Source organism: Micromonospora sp. NPDC051006, assembly GCF_044456245.1.
Classification (GTDB): domain Bacteria; phylum Actinomycetota; class Actinomycetes; order Mycobacteriales; family Micromonosporaceae; genus Micromonospora.
This window is the reverse complement of record NZ_JBITFP010000026.1, coordinates 38,134-57,052: the sequence shown is the minus strand read 5'-3', so window position 1 is coordinate 57,052 and position 18,919 is coordinate 38,134. Positions and strand designations below refer to the sequence as shown.

The window sequence follows — 18,919 nt, the reverse complement described above, 5'->3', positions numbered from 1 at the left end:
AGCCGGATCGCGTGCGGCTTGCCCGTTTCCGTCCCGACCACCGACTCGCTGCGGCGAGCATAGGCAGATGGGGGCGCAACAGGGCGGTGCGGCACGGTGGGGCCGACTGGCCGGCCGGGTGGTCGCACGTCGACCGACAGCCACCGTCGACGAGGCCGGCCACCGGCACGCCACCTGGTTCGAACTCTTCTTCGACGTGATCTTCGTCTTCGCGCTGGCAGCCGTGGTGGACCGGCTCGGCGAGGACACGACCCCCCACGCGCGGAGCGTGATCACCGTGTTCGGGCTCTTCCTGGTGGTGCAGTGGGCCTGGGTGGGGCACGCCTACTACGCCACCCGGTACGAATCCGATGATCTGTCGCACCGGTTGTTGCTGCTGCTCGCGCTGCTCGGCGCCGGGGCGATCACCCTCGGCGTGGACGAGGTGCCCACCGGCGAGATGCTGCCGGTCGGCTACCTGATCGTCCGGGGCGTGCTGCTCCTGCTCTACCTGCGGGCCCGCCCCACCACCCAGGCGGCTCGGGCGGGCACCCTCGTCTACCTGATCGGCTTCGGGATCGGCTGGCTGATCTGGCTGGCCTCGCTGGCCGTGCCCGGCCATCTGCGGCCGGTGTTCTGGATCGTCGGAACGACGGTCGAGCTCGCCACGCCCTGGGTCGGCTACCGCTGGCTGAGCCGGTGGCCGGTGGACGTCCGGCACCTGCCGGAGCGGGTCGGCCAGTTCATCATCATCGTGCTCGGCAGCACGGTGGCGAACCTGCTCGCCACCGTGCCGGACCACCCGGACCAGAAGATGGCCCTCACCGCGGCGCTGGCCCTCATCGTGCCGGCGGCGATCTGGTGGATCTACGCCACCTTCGTCACCAGCGGCATTCCGATCCACCGGCTGCGCGGTGGTCAGCCCTACACCTACCTGCACTACCTGCTCGGCGGCGGCCTGCTGCTGCTCGGGTGGGCGCTCGGGCAGGTGGTCCGGGCGGTCCACGCCGAGACGCTCCTGACCGATGAGCTTCGGTTGCTGCTCGCCGGCTCGGCCTCCCTCTGGCTCGTCTGCGGGCTCGGCCTGTACTGGCTGTCGATCCGGGTCTCGCGCCGCGCCACGCTCATCGCCGGGGCCGGCGTCGCCTCGATCTGGGCGATCGCCCTGACCGTCTCCTCGCCGTTTCTGATGCTGGCGTTGCTCAGCGCGGCGATCGCCGGGTACGCGGTGCTGTTCACCGCCCTGCTGGGCGGGGAACGGCCGGAGCAGGGGGTGGCGCTCACCGCTGCCGACTGACCGGCATCGCGATCGTCGCCGCCCGGCGGCTCGGACCCGCGGTCAGGCGGCGACGGTCTCCTCGGCCTCGGCCTGCCGGTTCCACTCGGGCTTGCTGGCTCGCCAGCCCTCGTCGTCCATGCCCCGTCGCCAGTAACCGGAGATGGAGAGCAACTCCCGGGCCACTCCCCGCTCGATCCGGAGCAGCCGGCGCAGCTCCTTGACGAAGGTCGCCTCGCCGTGCACGAACGCGTGCACAGAGCCGGCCGGGAAGTCCAGCGCCCGCACCGCGGCGACCAGCGCCGCGCCGACCGGCCGGTCGCCCCGGTGCAGCCAGGTCAGCTCCACGGCGCCCGGGCTGGGCAGCGGCTGCTCCTCCTCCGGGCCGCTGATCTCGACCAGCACCCGGGCCGGAGCGCCGAGCGGGAGCCGCTCCAGGGCCGCGGCGATCGCCGGCAACGCGCTCTCGTCGCCGACCAGCAGGTGCCAGTCGGCCTCCGGGCTCGGGGCGTACCCGCCGCCCGGCCCGACGAAGTGCACCGGGTCGCCCGGGCGCAGCGCCGCCGCCCACGGGCCGGCCAGCCCCTCGTCGCCGTGGTGGACCACGTCGACGGTGAGCTCCCCGGCGATCGGATCCCACGCCCGAACGGTGTACGTGCGCAACCGGGGCCACTGCTCGCGGGGTCGCTCGCGGCGGATCGCCTCCAGGTCGAGCGGGGTCGGCAGGGTCATGCCGTGCGCCGGGAACACCACCTTGATGTAGTGGTCGGTGAACTGGCCCACCGGCAGCCCGGCGAGCTGCTCGCCACCGAGGACCAGCCGGATCAGGTGCGGGGTGGGCCGCCCGGTGCGCAGGACCCGGGCGGACGTGACCTTCGTACGGCGCTCCGTCATGCTGGTTAGGTTAGCCTAACTAGCTGGGTCACCGACCGGCGGTACGCCCCGGCGGACCAGGCGGGTGTGCCAGGCCACCGCGGCCGGATCGGTCAGCGAGGCGATCTGGTCGATCACCACCCGCAACCGGGCGGGCTCGTCCGGGGCCGCCGCCCACAGCGGGGCGAAGACCAGGTCCAGCCCGTCCGGCGCCCGCTCGACCAGGGTGGCGACCAGTTCGGCGAGGATCTGCCGCTGCCGCTCGTAACGCCCGCGCGACCCCGGTCGGCGCATCACGTAACGCAGCGCGATGCCCTTGAGCAGCGCGCACCGCGCCCGGACCGGTCGGGGCACCACCAGGTCGGCGGCGTAGCGGCGGTGCGGGCCGGGGCCGAACCGCTGCTGGGTGGCGGCCACCGCGGCGGAGACGAAGCGGCCGGTCAGCACGCTGGTGGTGGCCTTGAGCGCGGCCTGGGCCCGGTGGCTGCCGTCGTATCCGGCGAGCGGGGTGAGCACCGGGTCGGCGAGCAGGTCGACCAGCACCTCGCCGAGGTCGGCCGGGGACTCGCCCGAATAGGTGGCCGCCACGTCGGCGCAGAGCGCGGCCCGCTCGTCGGCGTCGTCGAGCAGCGGACGCAGCGCGACGTACCCGCCGTGGATGCCGTCCTCGACGTCGTGCACCGAATACGCCACGTCGTCGGCCCAGTCCATCACCTGCGCTTCCAGGCATCGCCGGTCGCCGGGTGGCGCACCGGCCCGGATCCAGCCGAACACCGCGCCGTCGTCGGCGTACACCCCGAACTTGCGCTCGCCGCGGCGGCGCGGCCAGGGGTACTTGCCGATCGCGTCGAGCGAGGCGCGGGTGAGGTTCAACCCGGCGGACGAGCCGTCCGGGGCGACCACCTTGGCCTCCAGCCGGGTCAGCACCCGCAGCGTCTGGGCATTGCCCTCGAAGCCGCCGCACGGGCTGGCCAGCAGGTCCAGCGCGGCCTCGCCGTTGTGCCCGAACGGCGGGTGGCCGAGGTCGTGGGCCAGCCCGGCGACGTCCACCACGTCCGGGTCGCAGCCCAGCCGGGCGCCCATCTCCCGGGCGATCTGGGCGACCTCCAGCGAGTGGGTGAGCCGGGTACGCAGGAAGTCGTCGGTGCCCGCGGTGTGCACCTGAGTCTTCGCGGCGAGCCGGCGGAACGCCGCCGAGTGCAGCACCCGCGCCCGATCCCGCTCGTACGGCGAACGGCCGTACCCGCTGTCCTTCGGCGGTTCGGCGACCCGTCGTTCGGCGTCCGGCGCGGCGCCGCCGGGCGACTGACCGGTCACCCGGTCACCCGCCTAGGCACGCTGCGACAGCACGCAGAACTCGTTGCCCTCCGGATCGGCGAGCACCGTCCACCCGGCGTCACCCTGGCCGATGTCGACGTGCCGGGCGCCCATGTCGACCAGCCGCTCGACCTCGGCCTCCTGGTCGCTCGGGCGCAGGTCGATGTGCAGTCGGTTCTTGGTCTCCTTGCCGCCGGTCGCCGGCACGAAGACGATGCCGGGCAGCCGCTGGGCCGACTGGCGGATTTCCACCTCGTCCGGCCTCTCGTTGACGACCTGGTAGCCGAGGGCCTCGGCCCACCAGCGGGCCAGCCGGGCCGGGTCGCGGGCGTCGACGGTCAGGTTCTCCCAGACGCTGGACATGCAGTCACCCTTCCGCATCGACGGGTACGAGCGAGCCAAGATTACGCCCGGACGGCCGTCCCGGCGCGCCGGCGACGGCCCCGGTACACGGCGCGGCGCGGCAGTGACGCCCCGCGACCGGCCGTCGATCGTGGTGAGCACCGGTGACCGGGATCGATCAGGCGGATGCGCGCCGAGGTGGGCGGCGGACCGTGTCCCCGGCCCGCCGCCCCCGGTCAGCGACTGTCCGAGCCGTCCGTCTCGACGACCGCCCGACCGGCCTCCAGTCGGGCCACCGGCACCCGGAACGGCGAGCAGGAGACGTAGTCCAGCCCGACGGAGTGGAAGAAGTGCACCGAGTCGGGGTCGCCGCCGTGCTCGCCGCAGACGCCGAGCTTCAGCCCCGGCCGGGCCGCCCGACCCTCCTCGGCGGCGATCCGGACGAGCCGGCCGACGCCGTCGCGGTCGATCGACTCGAACGGCGAGATGCCGAAGATGCCCAGCTCCAGGTAGCGCCAGAAGAAGGCGCCCTCCACGTCGTCGCGGGAGAAGCCCCACGCCATCTGGGTCAGGTCGTTGGTGCCGAAGGAGAAGAACTCGGCCGCCTCGGCGATCTGCCCGGCGGTCAGCGCCGCCCGGGGCACCTCGATCATCGTGCCGATCAGCACCTCGACGCCGCTGTCCCCGACCACCTCGGCGATGATCTTCTCGGCCTCGGCACGTACCGTCTCCAGCTCCTGCACCGCGCCGACCAGCGGAACCATGATCTCCGGCTTGGCCACCGCGCCGCTGCGGGCGACCGTGACGGCGGCCTCGGCGATCGCCCGGACCTGCATCGCGAAGAGGCCGGGGATGACCAGACCCAGCCGGACGCCGCGCAGCCCGAGCATCGGGTTCTCCTCGTGCATCCGCCGCACGGCGGCGAGCAGCGCCTCCTCCTTGGCCACGTCCTCGCCGCGCTCCTGGGCGACCGCGACGTTGACCGCGAGCTGCTCCAGCGGGGGCAGGAACTCGTGCAGCGGCGGGTCGATCAGCCGGACGGTGACCGGCAGGCCGTCCATCTCCCGGAAGATCTCTTCGAAGTCGGCCCGCTGCAACGGCAGCAGCGCGGCCAGCGCCGCGTCCCGCTCGTCGTCGCTGCGGGCCAGGATCAGCCGCTCCACCAGCTCACGCCGGTCGCCGAGGAACATGTGCTCGGTGCGGCACAGCCCGATGCCCTCGGCGCCGAACCGCCGGGCGCGGGCCGCGTCCGCGCCGGTGTCGGCGTTCGTCCGGACCGCCAGCCGCCGGCGCTGGTCGGCGTGCGTCATGATCCGGTGTACGGCCCGGACCAGCGGGTTGTCGACGTGTTCGGCATCGAGGCTGCCCTCGAAGTACTGCACCACCTCCGACGGCATCACCGGCACCTCGCCGAGGTAGACCTTGCCGGTGGTGCCGTCGATGGAGATCACGTCGCCCTCGTTGACGGTCTGCCCGGCGACGGTGAACCTGCGCTGCGGGACGTTCACGTCCAGCTCGTCCGCGCCGGAGACGCAGGTCTTGCCCATCCCCCGCGCCACCACGGCGGCGTGGCTGGTCTTGCCGCCCCGGGAGGTGAGGATGCCCTGGGCGGCGATCATGCCGTTGAGGTCGTCGGGGTTGGTCTCCCGGCGGACCAGGATCACCGACTCCCCCGTGCCGGCCAGCTCGACCGCCCGGGCGGAGCTGAAGACCACCTTGCCGGACGCGGCGCCCGGCGAGGCGCCGATGCCCTTGGCGACCGGCTCGAACTCGTGGTCGAGCCGGAACCGCGGGAACATCAGCTGGGCGAGCTGCGCGCCGTTGACCCGGTGCAGCGCCTCGTCGAGGTCGATCAGGCCCTCGTCGACGAGCTGCCCGGCGATGACGAAGGCCGCCGCCGCGGTGCGCTTGCCGACCCGGGTCTGCAACATCCAGAGCTTGCCGCGCTCGATGGTGAACTCGATGTCGCAGAGGTCCTTGTAGTGCTCCTCCAGCCGGGCCATGTAGCTCAGCAGCTCGTCGTAGGAGGTCTTGTCGATCCGCTCCAGCTCCTGCAACGGCACGGTGTTGCGGATGCCGGCGACCACGTCCTCGCCCTGGGCGTTGGCCAGGTAGTCGCCGTAGATGCCCTGCGCGCCGCTGGCCGGGTCGCGGGTGAAGGCGACCCCGGTGCCGGAGTCCGGGCCGAGGTTGCCGAAGACCATCGCCACCACGTTGACCGCGGTGCCGAGGTCGGCCGGGATCCGCTCCTGGCGGCGGTAGACCACCGCCCGCTCGGCGTTCCACGAGTCGAAGACCGCCCGGATCGCCAGGTCGAGCTGCTCGCGCGGGTCCTGCGGGAAGTCCCGCCCGGTGTGCTTGAGGAAGATCTTCTTGTACGCGTCGACCAACCCGTGCAGGTCGTCGGCGTCGAGGTCCAGGTCGTTCGACGTGCCCTTGGCGCGCTTGGCGTCGTCGAGCGCGTGCTCGAACTCGTCGCCCGGCACGTCACAGACGGTCTTGCCGAACATCTGGATCAGCCGTCGGTAGGAGTCCCAGGCGAACCGGTCCGCGCCGTCGGAGCCGGCCCGGTCGGCCGAGCCCCCGGCCTGCCGGGCGAGTCCTCGCACACTGCGGTCGTTGAGGCCGACGTTGAGGACGGTCTCCATCATCCCGGGCATGGAGAACTTCGCGCCGGAGCGGACGGAGACCAGCAGTGGATCATCCGGGTCGCCGAGGCGCTTGCCCATCCCGCGCTCCAGCGACTCGAGGTGCGCCTCGATCTGGCCGGCCAGCCCGTCCGGCTCCGCGCCGGTGGCGAGGTACGCCTTGCACGCCTCGGTGGTGATGGTGAAGCCGGGTGGGACGGGCAGGCCGAGATTGGTCATCTCGGCCAGGTTGGCCCCCTTGCCGCCGAGCAGGTCCTTGAGGTCCTTGTTGCCCTCGGTGAAGTCGTAGACGTACTTGTGCTCCGCCATCTCTTGCGCTGCCACCAGAGCCTCCCACGCGCGCCGGTCCGACACTTAACGAAGGTTCAGTTGCTCTCATACCCCGAGCCGCACCACCGGTAATCCGGTGGTCGACGCCGATCGGTGGGCGAAGGTTAAGCGAACATCGGGTGACCTGGGACCGTTCGGTGACAATAGGCACAGCTATCACGACTATCCGTGTTCGTACCGGTTTTTGGGAACGCTTCCACGCGCAGGATCACGCAGTCCGGCCGTCCGCCGTACCCTTGACGGCACGCGTTTCGGTGAACCTCACCTTTGCCATAACAGCCGCGAATACACCCCGGAGTCGCCGCCGTGTCCCTGCCCAGCACCGCCCCGGAGCCGCTCGACCCGCCGACCGACCGCGCCGCCGGGCCGGCCGGCTCCCCCGTACCGCTGCCCAGGACGGCGACCGGTGCGGCAGCCGCCGAACTGGCCCGGCAGGCGAGCCGGTCCGCGGCGGAGCTGCTGGCCCCGCCCGCCCCGATCGGGCTGGGCGACGTGGTGCCCGCCCCGCAGCAGGTCAGGCCGGACCCCGCCGCCGACTTCGCGCTCACCGCCGACGCGGTGATCCGGGTCAGCGCCGACCCGGCCGCGCTCGCCGTCGCCGAGCAGCTCGCCGAGCTGCTCCGGCCGGCCACCGGCTATCCGCTGCCGGTCACCGACACGGCCCGGCCCGAGTCGACCGGCGGGATCGCGCTGGTGCTGACCGGCGACGAGGCGCTCGGCGCCGAGGGCTACCGGCTCGACGTGACCCGCGACGGGGTACGGATCGCCGCGGGCACCCCGGCCGGGCTCTTCCACGGCGTGCAGACCCTGCGCCAGCTGCTGCCACCGGCGATCGAGAGCCGCACCCCGGCGGTCGAGCGCTGGGCGCTGCCCGGCGGGTCGATCGTCGACCGGCCCCGGTTCGCCTACCGGGGCGCGATGCTCGACGTGGCCCGGCACTTCTTCGCCGTCCCCGACGTGCTCCGGGTGATCGACCACCTGGCCCGGTACAAGCTCAACCACCTGCACCTGCACCTCACCGACGACCAGGGTTGGCGGATCGCCGTCGACTCCTGGCCCCGGCTCGCCACCGTCGGCGGGGTCGGCGCGGTCGGCGACAGCCCGGGCGGGCACTACAGCCGGGCCGACTACCGGCGGATCGTCGCGTACGCCGCCGAGCGGCACGTCACGGTGGTGCCGGAGATCGACCTGCCCGGGCACACCAACGCGGCGCTGGTCGCCTATCCCGAGCTGGCGCCGGACGGGATCGCGCCCCCGCCGTACACCGGCACCGAGGTCGGCTTCAGCTACGTCGACCCGGCCAACGAGCGGACGTACGACTTCGTCGCCGACGTGCTCGGCGAACTGGCCGCGCTCACCCCCGGCCAGTTGCTGCACATCGGCGGCGACGAGGCCTTCAAGGTGAAGGGGGCGGCCTACACCGGCTTCGTCGAGCGGGTGCAGCGCATCGTGGCTGACACCGGGAAGACCGTGGTCGGCTGGCACCAGATCGCGCCCGCCGAGCACACCGACGGCCGGGTGCTCCAGTGGTGGGGCACGAACGGCGAGGACCCGGCCACGGTCGAGGCGGTAGGCCGCGGCGCGCGGCTGATCCTCTCCCCCGGCAACCACGCCTACCTGGACATGAAGTACGCCCCGGACACCCCGATCGGGCACGACTGGGCCGGGCTGATCGACGTGCGCCGGGCGTACGAGTGGGATCCGGGCACCCACGTGACGGGCGTGCCGGCCGAGGCCGTGCTGGGCGTGGAGGCCCCGCTCTGGACCGAGTCGGTGACCACGCTGGCCGACATCGAACTCCTGCTCCTGCCCCGGCTGCCCGCCGTCGCCGAGCTGGGCTGGTCATCCCGGGACAGTCACGACTGGGCCGGCTTCCGGGAGCGGCTGGCCGGGCACGGCCCGCGCTGGGCCGCCGCCGGCATCACCTTCCACCCGTCCCTCGAGGTCCCCTGGCCGGCGGAACCGGTCACGCCGGCACCGGCGGACACCCCGCTCATCCCGGCCCAACCCGCCTCGGCGGACGATCGGCGCAATCCAACCCAGCCCGCCTCGGGGGTCGCAGCCGATCCCCTCTGACGGCCGCCCGACCGCGTGAACGGGCTGACGGCCGCCCGGCCCCCGAACGAGCCGGGTTGATCGACTCCAGCTCGCCGACGCGGCGGTGTCCCTGCGCTCGGGATACCCCACTTTCGGCGACTTGGAGTCGATCACCCCGAACCCGGCCGGCCGGCCCCGGTGGTCGGGTCTGTCCCGACTGAGCCGGGTGTCCGGTTCGCGGGCTGCCGGCTGGGCGTGGTGTCCGCGTCTGGCATCCCGGGTCCCGTGGTCGGGGCCACTCCGGCGGCGGAATCATGGCCGGGTCGGGGTCGTTGAACATGACGTGCCGCGCGGCCTCGCCGCCGGCCTCCGGGCCAAGCCCCTGGCCCGCCGGGGAATGACCGGCCGCTCGGGTCGGTTGACCACCCGGTACCGCAGGCCTGACGGCCGCCGGGAATGACCGGCCACTCGGCTCGGTTGACTCCCCGGTACCACGCAACACCGGGCCCCTCGCCGCCGGAATGGCTGGCCGGCCCGCACGGTTACACCATCCCGGGACGCGCACCGAGCAGGTCGATCACGACCCCGGCCGCCTCCCGCACGGACCCCCTTGCTTACCGGCACGTGCCCCCTGACCTGGCGCGTGTCGTGCACCCCCGAACAGAGAGGCACACATCATGCGTACCGATCTGATCCGCAAGACCGCTCTGACCGCTGCCGGGCTCGCCTTCACCGGCGGCGCCATCGCCGGGCCGGTGACCACCGCGTTCGCCGCCCCGAGCACCGACAAGCCCACCACCTCGGCGTCGCAGGGCGACCGCAAGCACGGTGAGCGGGAGCTGGGCGTGCGCTACGAGGCGCAGCCGAACTTCTTCTACTGCGGTCCGGCCGCCACCCGTAACGCTCTCTCGGTCCAGGGCAAGGACATCAACGTCGACGCCATGGCCAAGGAGATGGGCACCACGGAGGCCGGCACCAACTCCATCAACGACATCACCCCGGTGCTGAACAAGGAGACCGGTAAGGACGTTTACCGGAGCGTCGAGATCAGCACCCCGAAGGCCGACGACAAGCAGACCGACAAGCTGCGGGCTGACGTCGTGCGCACCGTCGACGACGGTCGCGCGGTGGTCGCCAACATCGCCGGCACCGCCACCGACACTGATGGCAACACCCACTCCTTCGAGGGCGGGCACTACATCAGCGTCATCGGCTACCGCGACGGCGGCAAGGTCGTGACGATCGCCGACTCGGCCGATCCGAACATGGCCTCCTACCGGATGAGCGTGGACAACCTCGCCGACTGGATCGCCACCCGCGGCTATTCCGCCAACTGAGCCGGAGCAACCACAACCGACCGAAGGGCCGGCCCCCACCGGGGGCCGGCCCTTCGTCGTCTCTCCGTCACCCCGGACCCCGGGAACCGGGCCGCCGGGCGGGGGCGGTCACCCGCCGGAGTCGGCCATCTCGGCGCCCTCGGGGACGGTGTCGTCGTCCCGGCTGGCCAGCCAACCCTCGGGCAGGAAGACCTTGCCGGGCGAGTTGGTCCGGCCACGCGGCTGGCCCAGGGCGGCGACCGGGAAGGGCTCGGTCGGGTCGAGCTTGCCGAGCAGGTCGTCCAGCTGGGTCAGGCTCTCGATCATCGCCAGCTCCCGGCGCAGCTCGCCACCGACCGGGAAGCCCTTCAGATACCAGGCCACGTGCTTACGGAAGTCGGTGCAGCCGTCCCGCTCGCCCCGCTCCGGCGTCCGGGACCCGACGGTGAACTGCTCCACCAACAGCTCGGCGTGCCGGCGCATGGTCGCGGCGACCTCGCCGAGATCGGGTAGCCGGCGTTCCGGGCGCCCGTTGAACGCGGCCTCCAGGTCGGCGAAGAGCCACGGCCGACCGAGGCAGCCGCGGCCGACCACCACCCCGTCCACGCCGGTGTGCGCGACCATCCGCAGCGCGTCGTCGGCCTCCCAGATGTCGCCGTTGCCCAGCACCGGCACGTCGAGCGCCTGCTTGAGGGTGGCGATGGCGTCCCAGTCGGCGGTGCCCGAGTAGCGCTGGGCGGCGGTCCGGCCGTGCAGGGCCACCGCGGCCACCCCGGCGTCCTGCGCGGCGAGGCCCGCCTCGACGTACGTCAGGTGGTCGTCGTCGATGCCCTTGCGCATCTTGACCGTGACCGGCACCCCGGCCGGCGACGCGGCGTCCACCGCGGCCTTCACCAGTCGAGCGAAGAGCCGGCGCCGCCACGGCAACGCGGCGCCGCCGCCCCGGCGTGTCACCTTGGGCACCGGGCAGCCGAAGTTCAGGTCGATGTGGTCGGCGAGGTTGCGCTCCACCACGATCCGCACCGCGGCGGCGGTGGTCTCCGGGTTGGTGCCGTAGAGCTGGAGGCTGCGCGGCTGCTCCTGCTCGCCGAAGGCGATCATCCGCAGCGTCTTCGGGTTCCGCTCGACCAGCGCGACGGTGGTGATCATCTCGCAGACGTAGATGCCGCCGCCCTGCTCCCGGCAGAGCTGCCGGAAGCCGACGTTGGTGATGCCGGCCATCGGGGCGAGCACCACCGGCGGCCACACCTGGTACCGCCCGAGGGTGAGCGGGCGGAGCGCGGGAGCGGCGGGACTGGTCACGTACCCAAGAATCCCACGCCGGCCGCGTCGGGCCACCGCCCGGTGGCCGGTCGCCGCCGTCGGGGTGAGCGAACTCGCACCGTGACGGCGACCGGCGTACCGGTCAGAAGATGGCCGGCCCGGTCAGAAGGTGGCCGGCGCCGAGAGGATCAGGCCGGAGACGTCCACGATCACCGACGTGGCGCTGCTCACGTGCAGGGCGAAGGCCAGCCCGTTGCCGTTGTAGCTGCCGAGCTGCACCTCGACCAGGTTGGAGAGGATCTGGTTCGGCCCCCACCAGTTCAGCGAGGAGCTGACCGGCTTGCTGATCGACGAGCTGTACGCGGTCAGCACCCCGGCGGCGACGGTGCCCGCCACGGTGATGTTCAGGTAGGCCGCGGTCGCCTTCTCGGCGAGCGCCGGCGGCACGTTCTTCACCGTCAGGTGGATGACCTTGCCGGCGCCGAGCTTGCCGGACGTCACCACGCTGGTGGCACTCAGCACGTTGCCGGTGTAGCTGGCGATCGAGCGGGTGTCCAGGATCCGCCGCGGCGCCACGGCCACCGTCCGGTTGGCCCACCGGGAGGTGTTCACGTACGCCTTGGTGTTGCCCCGACCGCCGATCACCAGGTCACCGGCGGGGGTGACCGCCAGCGACCCGGTGGGCAGCTCCTGCGGGATGCTCGCGTCGGGGGTCGGTGCGAGCACCAGCGGCGGCCGGCCGCCGGTGGCGTTCAGCGCCAGCGCCGGGTTGGCCGACGACCCGCCGGTCAGCATTGTCTCGGTGGCGCCGGCGTCGTTGGTCTGCCCGATCAGCACCGGGTCGCCGGGTGCGGCGCTGGCCGGGCTGGCGACCACCACGGCCGCGCCCACACCGGCGCCGGCGACCACGCCGGCCTTGATGATCCGACGCCGGGTCGGCGCGGCGGTCTCCTCGGCGGTCATGCTGCTGCTCTCCTCGGTTCCGTGGTCACGCACCGGCCCGCACCTCCCGGCCGTCCCGCTCGGCATTCGCCTTGATCTCCCGGGCCCGCACCTCGGTGCTGCCCGACTCCGCCGCGAGGGACATCCGGGCCGTGCTCCGGGTGCCGTTGATCACCGCGGAGTCCGGGTGCCACACCAGCAGACCGGTCACGTCGAGGATCACCGCGGTGGCGCTCTTCTGCACGTAGATGGCCACGACGTCCGGGTAGTAGTCGCCGTTCGCCGTCTGGTAGTCGCCGAGCTGGGTGATCACGCCGTTGGAGAGCAGCTGCCCGGCGCTCCACCAGTTGATGGTGGAGGCGTTCGGCAGGTCGCCCCGGCCGAAGACGGTGGCGAAGCCACCCTTCTCGGTGTTGGCCACGGTGATGTTGCCGAGCATGCCGTCGGCGTACTCCGCGATGCCCGCCAGGTGCACCACAAGGAAGGAGTCGGCGACGACCCGGCCCTGGGCGTCCACCCGACCGGCGCCCTCCAGCAGTCGGGCCCGGCCGGCCGCGTTGCGGGTGTCCAGGATCCGGGTCGGCGGGACCGGGACCAGCATGGTGGCGTTGGCGGTGGTCAGCACGTCGTAGCGGCTGAGCGTGCCGGAGGAGCCGGTCGCGCCGGAGACCCCGAGGCCGTTCCTGGTCGACCAGAGGGAGCCGGGCAGGGTCGGCGTCGTGGACGTGCCGCGCTTCAGCTCCACGGTCGCACCGGTGCTGTTCTTGACCGCCAGGGTGGCGGCGCCGCCCGGCGCGGTGCTGGTCACGGTGGTGGTGCCACCGGAGTTGGGCAGGCCGAGCGCCACCGGGTCACCGGGGGCGGCGACGGCCGGCGTGGCGTTGACCGCGGTCACCGCGGTGGCGGCGACCGCGGCGCCGCCGGTGACGGCGGCCTTGCGCAGCAGGCTTCGCCGCGACGCGGAGCGGTCGGGTTCGGACGAACTCATCTCATTCCCCCGTTGGGTGGGTTGACGGTCTACGGCGGGCGGGCCGGGCGGCGGCGGGTGAGCGCCGGCCGTCCCGGCGGCTACGCGCCACCGCCGAGCAGGACCTGGCTCGGGTGACCGACCAGCAGGCTGGTCATGTCGACGATCACGTGCGTCGGCGAGGAGGTCGCCTGGATCGTGAGGACGCTCCGGTAGACCCCGCTCGCGCCCAGCTCGGTGAAGAGGAAGTTGGAGAGGATGGTGCCGGCGGTCGACCAGTTCACCGTCGACGCGGTCGGCTTGGTGCCCGCGCCCCAGACGGTGAGCACGCCCGCGCCGGTCATCCCGACCACGGTGACGTTGCCCTTGATCGCGTAGCCGTCCCGGACGTACGAGTCGAGGCTCACCACGATCGGCTTGCCCGGCAGGAGCCGACCGCTGGAGTCCAGGGGGTTGTCCGCGCCGCCGACGATCAGGCGCCGCAGGTCGGTGTAGCGGGTGTCCAGCACCCGGGTGGGCGGCACGGCGACCGAGGTGGTCGCCCACTCGCTCGTCCAGGCCCAGCCGTTGACGCCGTTGTCGCCGCTGTCCGCGCCGGCCCGGACGAACAGGTCGCCCATGTCGTCGACGGCGAGCGTGCCCACCTCGGACTCGAGCACCTGCGGGTAGAGACTCTCACCCGGCACCAGCCGCAGCGGGGCGCCAGCGCTGTTGCTCAGCACCAGCGGAGTGTCGGTGTGGGTGAGGCCGGTGGTCGCCGGGCCGGCGTCGTTCGCCGTACCCATGACCAGGTTGTCGCCCGGGGCGGCCTGAGCCGCGGCGGGCATCCCGACGGCTGCGGCGACCCCGGCGCCGGCCGTGGTGGCGGCGACCGTCGCCGCGCGGCGCAGCAGGCGCCGCCGGTTCGGGTCGTGGTCGTGGTCCTGTTGCGACGCGCGCGTCATGCACACCCCCGTGACGAGATTCAACGCCGGGAATGCTCGCACGAGATCACGAACGACTCAACAGCCGGCCGGCGACGGCGCCCCACCTGCGGTCCGATTGGCCGGGCTCGCCCGAGTATCCGAGCCGAGACCTGGCCGGAAAAGCCGACGGCCCCGCCGGAGGGCGGGGCCGTCGGGTGGAGCCGGTGGTCAGCAGCCGGGCAGCCGCTCGATGAGGTAACGCTCGACCTGGTCGAGGGAGACCCGCTCCTGCGCCATGGTGTCGCGGTTGCGCACCGTCACCGCGTTGTCGTCGAGGGTGTCGAAGTCGACGGTCACGCAGAACGGGGTGCCGATCTCGTCCTGTCGCCGGTAGCGGCGGCCGATCGCCTGCGAGTCGTCGAACTCCACCACCCAGCGCTTGCGCAGGGTGGCCGCCAGGTCCTTGGCCTTCGGCGAGAGCGCCTCGTTACGCGACAGCGGCAGCACCGCCACCTTCACCGGGGCCAGCCGCGGGTCGAAGCGCATGACGGTGCGCTTGTCCACGCCGCCCTTGGTGTTCGGCGCCTCGTCCTCGTCGTACGCCTCCAGCAGGAAGGCGAGCACCGCCCGGGTCAGGCCGGCGGCCGGCTCGATGACGTACGGCATCCAGCGCTCGCCCTTGGCCTGGTCGAAGTAGGACAGGTCGACGCCGGAGTGCTTGCTGTGCGTGGAGAGGTCGAAGTCGGTCCGGTTGGCGATGCCCTCCAGCTCGGCGAACTCGGTGCCGCCGAACTGGAAGCGGTACTCGATGTCCACCGTCCGCTTCGAGTAGTGCGACAGCTTCTCCTTCGGGTGCTCGAAGAGGCGCAGGTTGTCGGCGGAGAGGCCGAGGTCGAGGTACCAGTTCCAGCGCTCCTGGAGCCAGTACTCGTGCCACTGCTCGTCCGAGCCCGGCTCGACGAAGAACTCCATCTCCATCTGCTCGAACTCGCGGGTCCGGAAGATGAAGTTGCCCGGGGTGATCTCGTTGCGGAACGATTTGCCGGTCTGCGCGATGCCGAACGGCGGCTTCTTGCGGGCCACCGTCTCGACGTTCTTGTAGTTGACGAAGATGCCCTGGGCGGTCTCCGGGCGCAGGTAGTGCAGCCCCTCGTCGCTCTCCACCGGGCCGAGGTAGGTCTTCATCAGGCCGTTGAACATCTTCGGCTCGGTGAAGGTGCCCTTGTTGCCGCAGTTCGGGCAGTTCAGCTCGGACAGCGAGGTCAGCGGCTTGCCGTGCTTCTCGGCGTACGCCTCCTCGAGGTGGTCGGCGCGGAACCGCTTGTGGCAGAACTGGCACTCGGTCAGCGGGTCGACGAACTCGGCGATGTGGCCGGAGGCCTCCCAGACCTTGCGGGCCAGGATCACCGCGGAGTCCAGGCCGACGACGTCGTCGCGCTGTTGGACCATGGTCTTCCACCACTGCCGGCGGACGTTCTCCTTGAGCTCCACGCCGAGCGGACCGTAGTCCCACGCCGACCGGGTGCCTCCGTAGATCTCGCTGGAGGGGAAGACGAAGCCTCGGCGCTTGGCGAGGCTGACAACGGCGTCGATACGGTCGGCTGGCATGTTTCCTCCTACGCCGGCTGGCGGTCGGCGGGGACGTGATGGGGACGGAACGAACAGTTCGGGACAACGGTACGACCAGCAGTGCCCCGAGCCCAGCAGAATACCGGGGGCGGGTCAGTTGATCCCGCACACCTCCATGCCACCGTTCTGCTGGTCCTGGCCGAGGATGACCTGCTGCCGCTCGTGCTGGCCGCCCTCCAGCGTCACGTCCACCGGCACGGTCAGGTTGTTGGTGTCCACCTCGCCCACCCGGTACCCGGCGACCTGCGGCTCCGCGGCCACCCGCCGCTCGAACTCCGGCCGCGACTCGCGCCGCTGCGCGTCGTCGCAGAGCTGGTCGTACGCCTCGCCGTAGTTCCGGTCGACCAGCGCCTGGTAGTAGTCGGTGGAGACCGTCCGGCCCTGCTCGCGTACCGCCTGCACCCCGCTGACCGCCAGGCCGACCACGGCGGCCCCGCCCCCGCCGCAGCAGAGCACCAGGGCGAGCGCGCCGACCCCGAGACCCAGCCAGAGCCGGGCCCGCCGCCCCTCGGTGGGTGGCGCGGCGAAGGGCGGCGACACACCCGGGCCGGGCGGCGGGGCGGGGGCTCCCGCCGGGATGTCCGGCGTGGCGGGCGGCTGCCCGCCCTCCGACCCGGTCGGCGCAGGGTACGGCGGTGGGGCTGCCGGTCCGGGAGCGGTCATACGAGCAGGGTAGTGCCCGACGGCTCAGCGGTAAGGACCAGCGGCCCGATCACTGGCGGAGATCACGACCGCCCCGCCCGGGGCGGCGGTGGCCAGCGCCTCGTACGCGGACGGCTCGTCGACCGACTCGGCGAGCAGTGGGACGGCGGTCACCTTGACCTCGAAGCCGCCGAGCGCCCGACGGTAGGCCCCGACCGACTCCCACTCGGTGACCAGGCACCAGTGCCGGGGGTCGTCCAACGCCCGGACCAGCTGGCCGCGCAGGTATCCGGGGCGGTCGGCCAGCGCGGTGAGGGCGGCGTGCGCCCGCTCGGTGAAGTCGTCCGCGACATCGACCTCGACCACGAACCGGTTGGTCACCAGCACCGGGTTCCTCCTCGTAGAGTCTGTGGGATGCAGCGTACGCAGAGCCTCCTGCTGGCCCGGTTGGCCCGGGCGAACCCGACGTCGGTGTTCCTGGTCACCCTCCTGCTGGTGCTGGTGGCCCTCTTCGCCCCCGGCCCGGTCGGCGCGGTGCTGCTGCTGGCGCTGGCCGCGGCCCTGGTCGCGCTGCTGTCTACCACCTGGTCGGTGCAGGCGCCGCAGACCCGGGTGGTCCGGCTGCTGATGCTGACCCTGCTGGTGACGGCGGCCCTGGCGAAGCTGCTCTGACATGCAATCATGCGTTTTTGACAATCATTGTCGTTACGACGGACAGTTGGCGACATGAACAACCGCACCGCTTCGCGCGTCCTGGCCGCCGCCACCACCGCCCTGCTCACCCTGGGCGGAGCCGCCGCCTGCTCCACGGACGGCCCGGCCGGCGCCGACCCGCAGCGGGTCGACGTGGTGGCCGCCTTCTACCCCCTCCAGTTCATCGCCGAGCGGATCGGCGGGGACGCGGTCCGGGTCACCAACCTGGTCAAGCCGGGCGCCGAGCCGCACGACCTGGAGCTCAACCCCAGCCAGGTCGGCGAGGTCAGCGAGGCCGAGCTGATCGTTTACCTGAAGGGCTTCCAGCCGGCGGTGGACGAGGCGATCGAGCAGAACGCGACCGACCGCGCCTTCGACGTGGCCACGGTCCAGCCGCTGCGGGACGCCACCGCCGGCGCCCACGAGCACGAGGGCGAGGGGGCCGGGGCGACGGAGGAGCCGGGCCACGAGGAGGAGAGCGGCGGCAAGGACCCGCACCTCTGGCTCGACCCGACCCGGCTCGCCACCGTGGCGGACCAGCTCGCCGAGCGGCTGGGCAAGGTCGACCCGGACCGGGCCGCCGACTTCACCAGCCGTGCCCGGGCGCTCCACGCCGACCTGGAGAAGCTGGACGGCGAGTACGCCACCGGGCTGACCACCTGCCAGCGGCGGGAGATCGTGACCAGCCACACCGCGTTCGGCTACCTCGCCGAGCGCTACCGGCTCGAGCAGGTCGGCATCACCGGGCTCAGCCCGGACGTCGAGCCCTCCCCGCAGCGGCTCGCCGAGGTGATCGAGGAGGCCCGGGAGCACAAGGCCACCACGATCTTCTTCGAGACGCTGGTCAGCCCGAAGGTGGCCGAGACCATCGCCGGCCAGGTCGGCGCCCAGACCGCGGTGCTGGACCCGATCGAAGGGCTCGCCGACGGCAGCGGCTCGGACTACCTTTCGGTCATGCGTACCAACCTCCAGACGCTGCGAACGGCACTGGGCTGCTCGTGAACCCACCGGTGATCACCGTCGAGCACGGGGCGGTCGGCTATGACGGCCGCCCCGTGCTCCGCGACGTCTCGCTGCGGGTGACCGCCGGCGAGGTCGTCGCCGTCCTCGGCGCCAACGGCTCGGGCAAGTCCACCCTGGTCCGGGCCGTACTCGGCCTGGTGCCGCTGACCGGCGGGTCCGTCACGCTCTTCGACCGCCCGCTGCGCCGGTTCCGGCAGTGGGAGCGGGTCGGGTACGTCCCGCAGCGCCTCGGCGCCGGTGGCGGCGTACCGGCCACCGTCCGGGAGGTGGTGGCCTCCGGCCGACTCGCCCGACGCGGGTTTTTCCGCCCACCCGGCGCCGCCGACCGGGCGGCGGTCGACCTGGCGCTGCGCGCGGTCGGGCTCGCCGACCGGGCCGGCGACCCCGTCGCGACCCTTTCCGGCGGGCAGCAGCAGCGCACACTGATCGCCCGGGCGCTGGCCGGCCGACCCGAGCTGCTGGTGCTCGACGAGCCGACCGCCGGGGTGGACGCGGCCAGCCAGGAGGCGTTCGCCGGGGCGCTGCGCGAGTTCGTCGCCGACGGCGGCACGGTGCTGCTGGTGGCGCACGAGCTGGGGCCGCTGCGGCCGGTGATCAGCCGAGCGATCGTCGTTCACGAGGGCGGCATCTGCCACGACGGCTCGGTGCCGGAGCCCGCCGGCCACCACGCCGAGCCCGACCACGACCACGTGCACCCGCACTGTCCCGACGAGCCCGCCCGGCTCTGGAGCATCTGA

Annotated in this window: 17 protein-coding genes; 6 read left to right on the top strand and 11 right to left on the bottom strand. The window is 72.7% G+C overall.

Annotated elements, in window-relative coordinates; all coding sequences use genetic code 11:
* Positions 1-67 precede the first annotated feature (67 nt).
* The gene (locus ACIBBA_RS28750; protein WP_396701289.1) at positions 68-1,276 is read left to right on the top strand and encodes a low temperature requirement protein A; all 1,209 of its coding nucleotides are present in this window, start codon (positions 68-70) and stop codon (positions 1,274-1,276) included.
* A 42-nt stretch (positions 1,277-1,318) separates the two neighbouring features.
* Here ACIBBA_RS28750 and ACIBBA_RS28745 read toward each other — a convergent pair whose 3' ends face one another.
* From ACIBBA_RS28745 to ppdK, 4 genes are all read right to left on the bottom strand, one after another.
* Entirely contained in the window at positions 1,319-2,149 is an 831-nt protein-coding gene (locus tag ACIBBA_RS28745) for a siderophore-interacting protein (RefSeq protein WP_396701287.1), read from the bottom strand.
* 15 nt (positions 2,150-2,164) lie between these two features.
* The gene (locus ACIBBA_RS28740; RefSeq protein WP_396701285.1) at positions 2,165-3,445 is read right to left on the bottom strand and encodes a deoxyguanosinetriphosphate triphosphohydrolase; all 1,281 of its coding nucleotides are present in this window, start codon (positions 3,443-3,445) and stop codon (positions 2,165-2,167) included.
* Positions 3,446-3,457: 12 nt separating this feature from the next.
* Positions 3,458-3,808 carry a VOC family protein gene (locus tag ACIBBA_RS28735; RefSeq protein WP_350874045.1) on the bottom strand — a complete coding sequence of 117 codons (351 nt, stop codon included), beginning with the start codon at positions 3,806-3,808 and terminating at the stop codon, positions 3,458-3,460.
* Between the two features lie 215 nt (positions 3,809-4,023).
* Positions 4,024-6,759 carry a pyruvate, phosphate dikinase gene (ppdK, locus tag ACIBBA_RS28730; RefSeq protein WP_396701282.1) on the bottom strand — a complete coding sequence of 912 codons (2,736 nt, stop codon included), beginning with the start codon at positions 6,757-6,759 and terminating at the stop codon, positions 4,024-4,026.
* Between the two features lie 312 nt (positions 6,760-7,071).
* Between ppdK and ACIBBA_RS28725 the strand changes: the two genes are divergently transcribed.
* Both ACIBBA_RS28725 and ACIBBA_RS28720 read left to right on the top strand, forming a co-directional pair.
* Positions 7,072-8,841 carry a beta-N-acetylhexosaminidase gene (locus tag ACIBBA_RS28725; protein ID WP_396701280.1) on the top strand — a complete coding sequence of 590 codons (1,770 nt, stop codon included), beginning with the start codon at positions 7,072-7,074 and terminating at the stop codon, positions 8,839-8,841.
* A 638-nt stretch (positions 8,842-9,479) separates the two neighbouring features.
* Positions 9,480-10,139 carry a C39 family peptidase gene (locus ACIBBA_RS28720; RefSeq protein ID WP_396701278.1) on the top strand — a complete coding sequence of 220 codons (660 nt, stop codon included), beginning with the start codon at positions 9,480-9,482 and terminating at the stop codon, positions 10,137-10,139.
* A 108-nt stretch (positions 10,140-10,247) separates the two neighbouring features.
* Here the strand turns inward: ACIBBA_RS28720 and dusB are convergent, their stop codons facing one another.
* The 7 genes from dusB to ACIBBA_RS28685 form a co-directional block, all read right to left on the bottom strand.
* Positions 10,248-11,420 carry a tRNA dihydrouridine synthase DusB gene (gene dusB, locus ACIBBA_RS28715; protein ID WP_357049407.1) on the bottom strand — a complete coding sequence of 391 codons (1,173 nt, stop codon included), beginning with the start codon at positions 11,418-11,420 and terminating at the stop codon, positions 10,248-10,250.
* Positions 11,421-11,543: 123 nt separating this feature from the next.
* On the bottom strand, positions 11,544-12,377 hold the full coding sequence (locus ACIBBA_RS28710) for a hypothetical protein (RefSeq protein WP_396701276.1): 834 nt from the start codon (positions 12,375-12,377) through the stop codon (positions 11,544-11,546).
* Positions 12,370-13,311: a hypothetical protein gene (locus ACIBBA_RS28705; protein WP_396701274.1), complete on the bottom strand. Its 942-nt coding sequence runs from the start codon at positions 13,309-13,311 to the stop codon at positions 12,370-12,372. The genes ACIBBA_RS28710 and ACIBBA_RS28705 overlap by 8 nt, the downstream gene beginning before the upstream one ends.
* Before the next feature lie 80 nt (positions 13,312-13,391).
* Positions 13,392-14,234, bottom strand: coding sequence for a hypothetical protein (locus tag ACIBBA_RS28700; protein ID WP_396701272.1), 843 nt, complete (start codon positions 14,232-14,234; stop codon positions 13,392-13,394).
* A 189-nt stretch (positions 14,235-14,423) separates the two neighbouring features.
* Complete coding sequence (locus ACIBBA_RS28695) at positions 14,424-15,803, bottom strand: glycine--tRNA ligase (protein ID WP_350874038.1); 1,380 nt, start codon at positions 15,801-15,803, stop codon at positions 14,424-14,426.
* A gap of 114 nt (positions 15,804-15,917) precedes the next feature.
* Positions 15,918-16,487, bottom strand: coding sequence for a hypothetical protein (locus ACIBBA_RS28690; RefSeq protein WP_350874037.1), 570 nt, complete (start codon positions 16,485-16,487; stop codon positions 15,918-15,920).
* Positions 16,488-16,511: 24 nt separating this feature from the next.
* Positions 16,512-16,853: an antibiotic biosynthesis monooxygenase family protein gene (locus ACIBBA_RS28685; protein ID WP_396701269.1), complete on the bottom strand. Its 342-nt coding sequence runs from the start codon at positions 16,851-16,853 to the stop codon at positions 16,512-16,514.
* A gap of 27 nt (positions 16,854-16,880) precedes the next feature.
* Here ACIBBA_RS28685 and ACIBBA_RS28680 point away from each other — a divergent pair, with 27 nt between their 5' ends.
* The 3 genes from ACIBBA_RS28680 to ACIBBA_RS28670 are packed head-to-tail and all read left to right on the top strand — an operon-like array spanning position 16,881 to position 18,919.
* Positions 16,881-17,138, top strand: coding sequence for a DUF6703 family protein (locus tag ACIBBA_RS28680; protein ID WP_396701267.1), 258 nt, complete (start codon positions 16,881-16,883; stop codon positions 17,136-17,138).
* A 54-nt stretch (positions 17,139-17,192) separates the two neighbouring features.
* Positions 17,193-18,161 carry a metal ABC transporter substrate-binding protein gene (locus ACIBBA_RS28675; RefSeq protein WP_396701265.1) on the top strand — a complete coding sequence of 323 codons (969 nt, stop codon included), beginning with the start codon at positions 17,193-17,195 and terminating at the stop codon, positions 18,159-18,161.
* A complete protein-coding gene (locus ACIBBA_RS28670) occupies positions 18,158-18,919 on the top strand; it encodes a metal ABC transporter ATP-binding protein (RefSeq protein ID WP_396701263.1) in 762 nt (253 codons plus the stop codon). The genes ACIBBA_RS28675 and ACIBBA_RS28670 overlap by 4 nt, the downstream gene beginning before the upstream one ends.

What these genes read in the sequence shown, in the direction of transcription:
- ACIBBA_RS28680 (WP_396701267.1), top strand. Translation starts at nt 16,881, where the DNA reads ATGCAGCGTACGCAGAGCCTCCTGCTGGCCCGGTTGGCCCGGGCGAAC.
- ACIBBA_RS28695 (WP_350874038.1), bottom strand. Translation starts at nt 15,803, where the DNA reads ATGCCAGCCGACCGTATCGACGCCGTTGTCAGCCTCGCCAAGCGCCGA.
- ACIBBA_RS28700 (WP_396701272.1), bottom strand. Translation starts at nt 14,234, where the DNA reads ATGACGCGCGCGTCGCAACAGGACCACGACCACGACCCGAACCGGCGG.
- ACIBBA_RS28690 (WP_350874037.1), bottom strand. Translation starts at nt 16,487, where the DNA reads ATGACCGCTCCCGGACCGGCAGCCCCACCGCCGTACCCTGCGCCGACC.
- ACIBBA_RS28705 (WP_396701274.1), bottom strand. Translation starts at nt 13,311, where the DNA reads ATGAGTTCGTCCGAACCCGACCGCTCCGCGTCGCGGCGAAGCCTGCTG.
- ACIBBA_RS28745 (WP_396701287.1), bottom strand. Translation starts at nt 2,149, where the DNA reads ATGACGGAGCGCCGTACGAAGGTCACGTCCGCCCGGGTCCTGCGCACC.
- ACIBBA_RS28735 (WP_350874045.1), bottom strand. Translation starts at nt 3,808, where the DNA reads ATGTCCAGCGTCTGGGAGAACCTGACCGTCGACGCCCGCGACCCGGCC.
- ACIBBA_RS28720 (WP_396701278.1), top strand. Translation starts at nt 9,480, where the DNA reads ATGCGTACCGATCTGATCCGCAAGACCGCTCTGACCGCTGCCGGGCTC.
- ACIBBA_RS28675 (WP_396701265.1), top strand. Translation starts at nt 17,193, where the DNA reads ATGAACAACCGCACCGCTTCGCGCGTCCTGGCCGCCGCCACCACCGCC.
- ACIBBA_RS28750 (WP_396701289.1), top strand. Translation starts at nt 68, where the DNA reads ATGGGGGCGCAACAGGGCGGTGCGGCACGGTGGGGCCGACTGGCCGGC.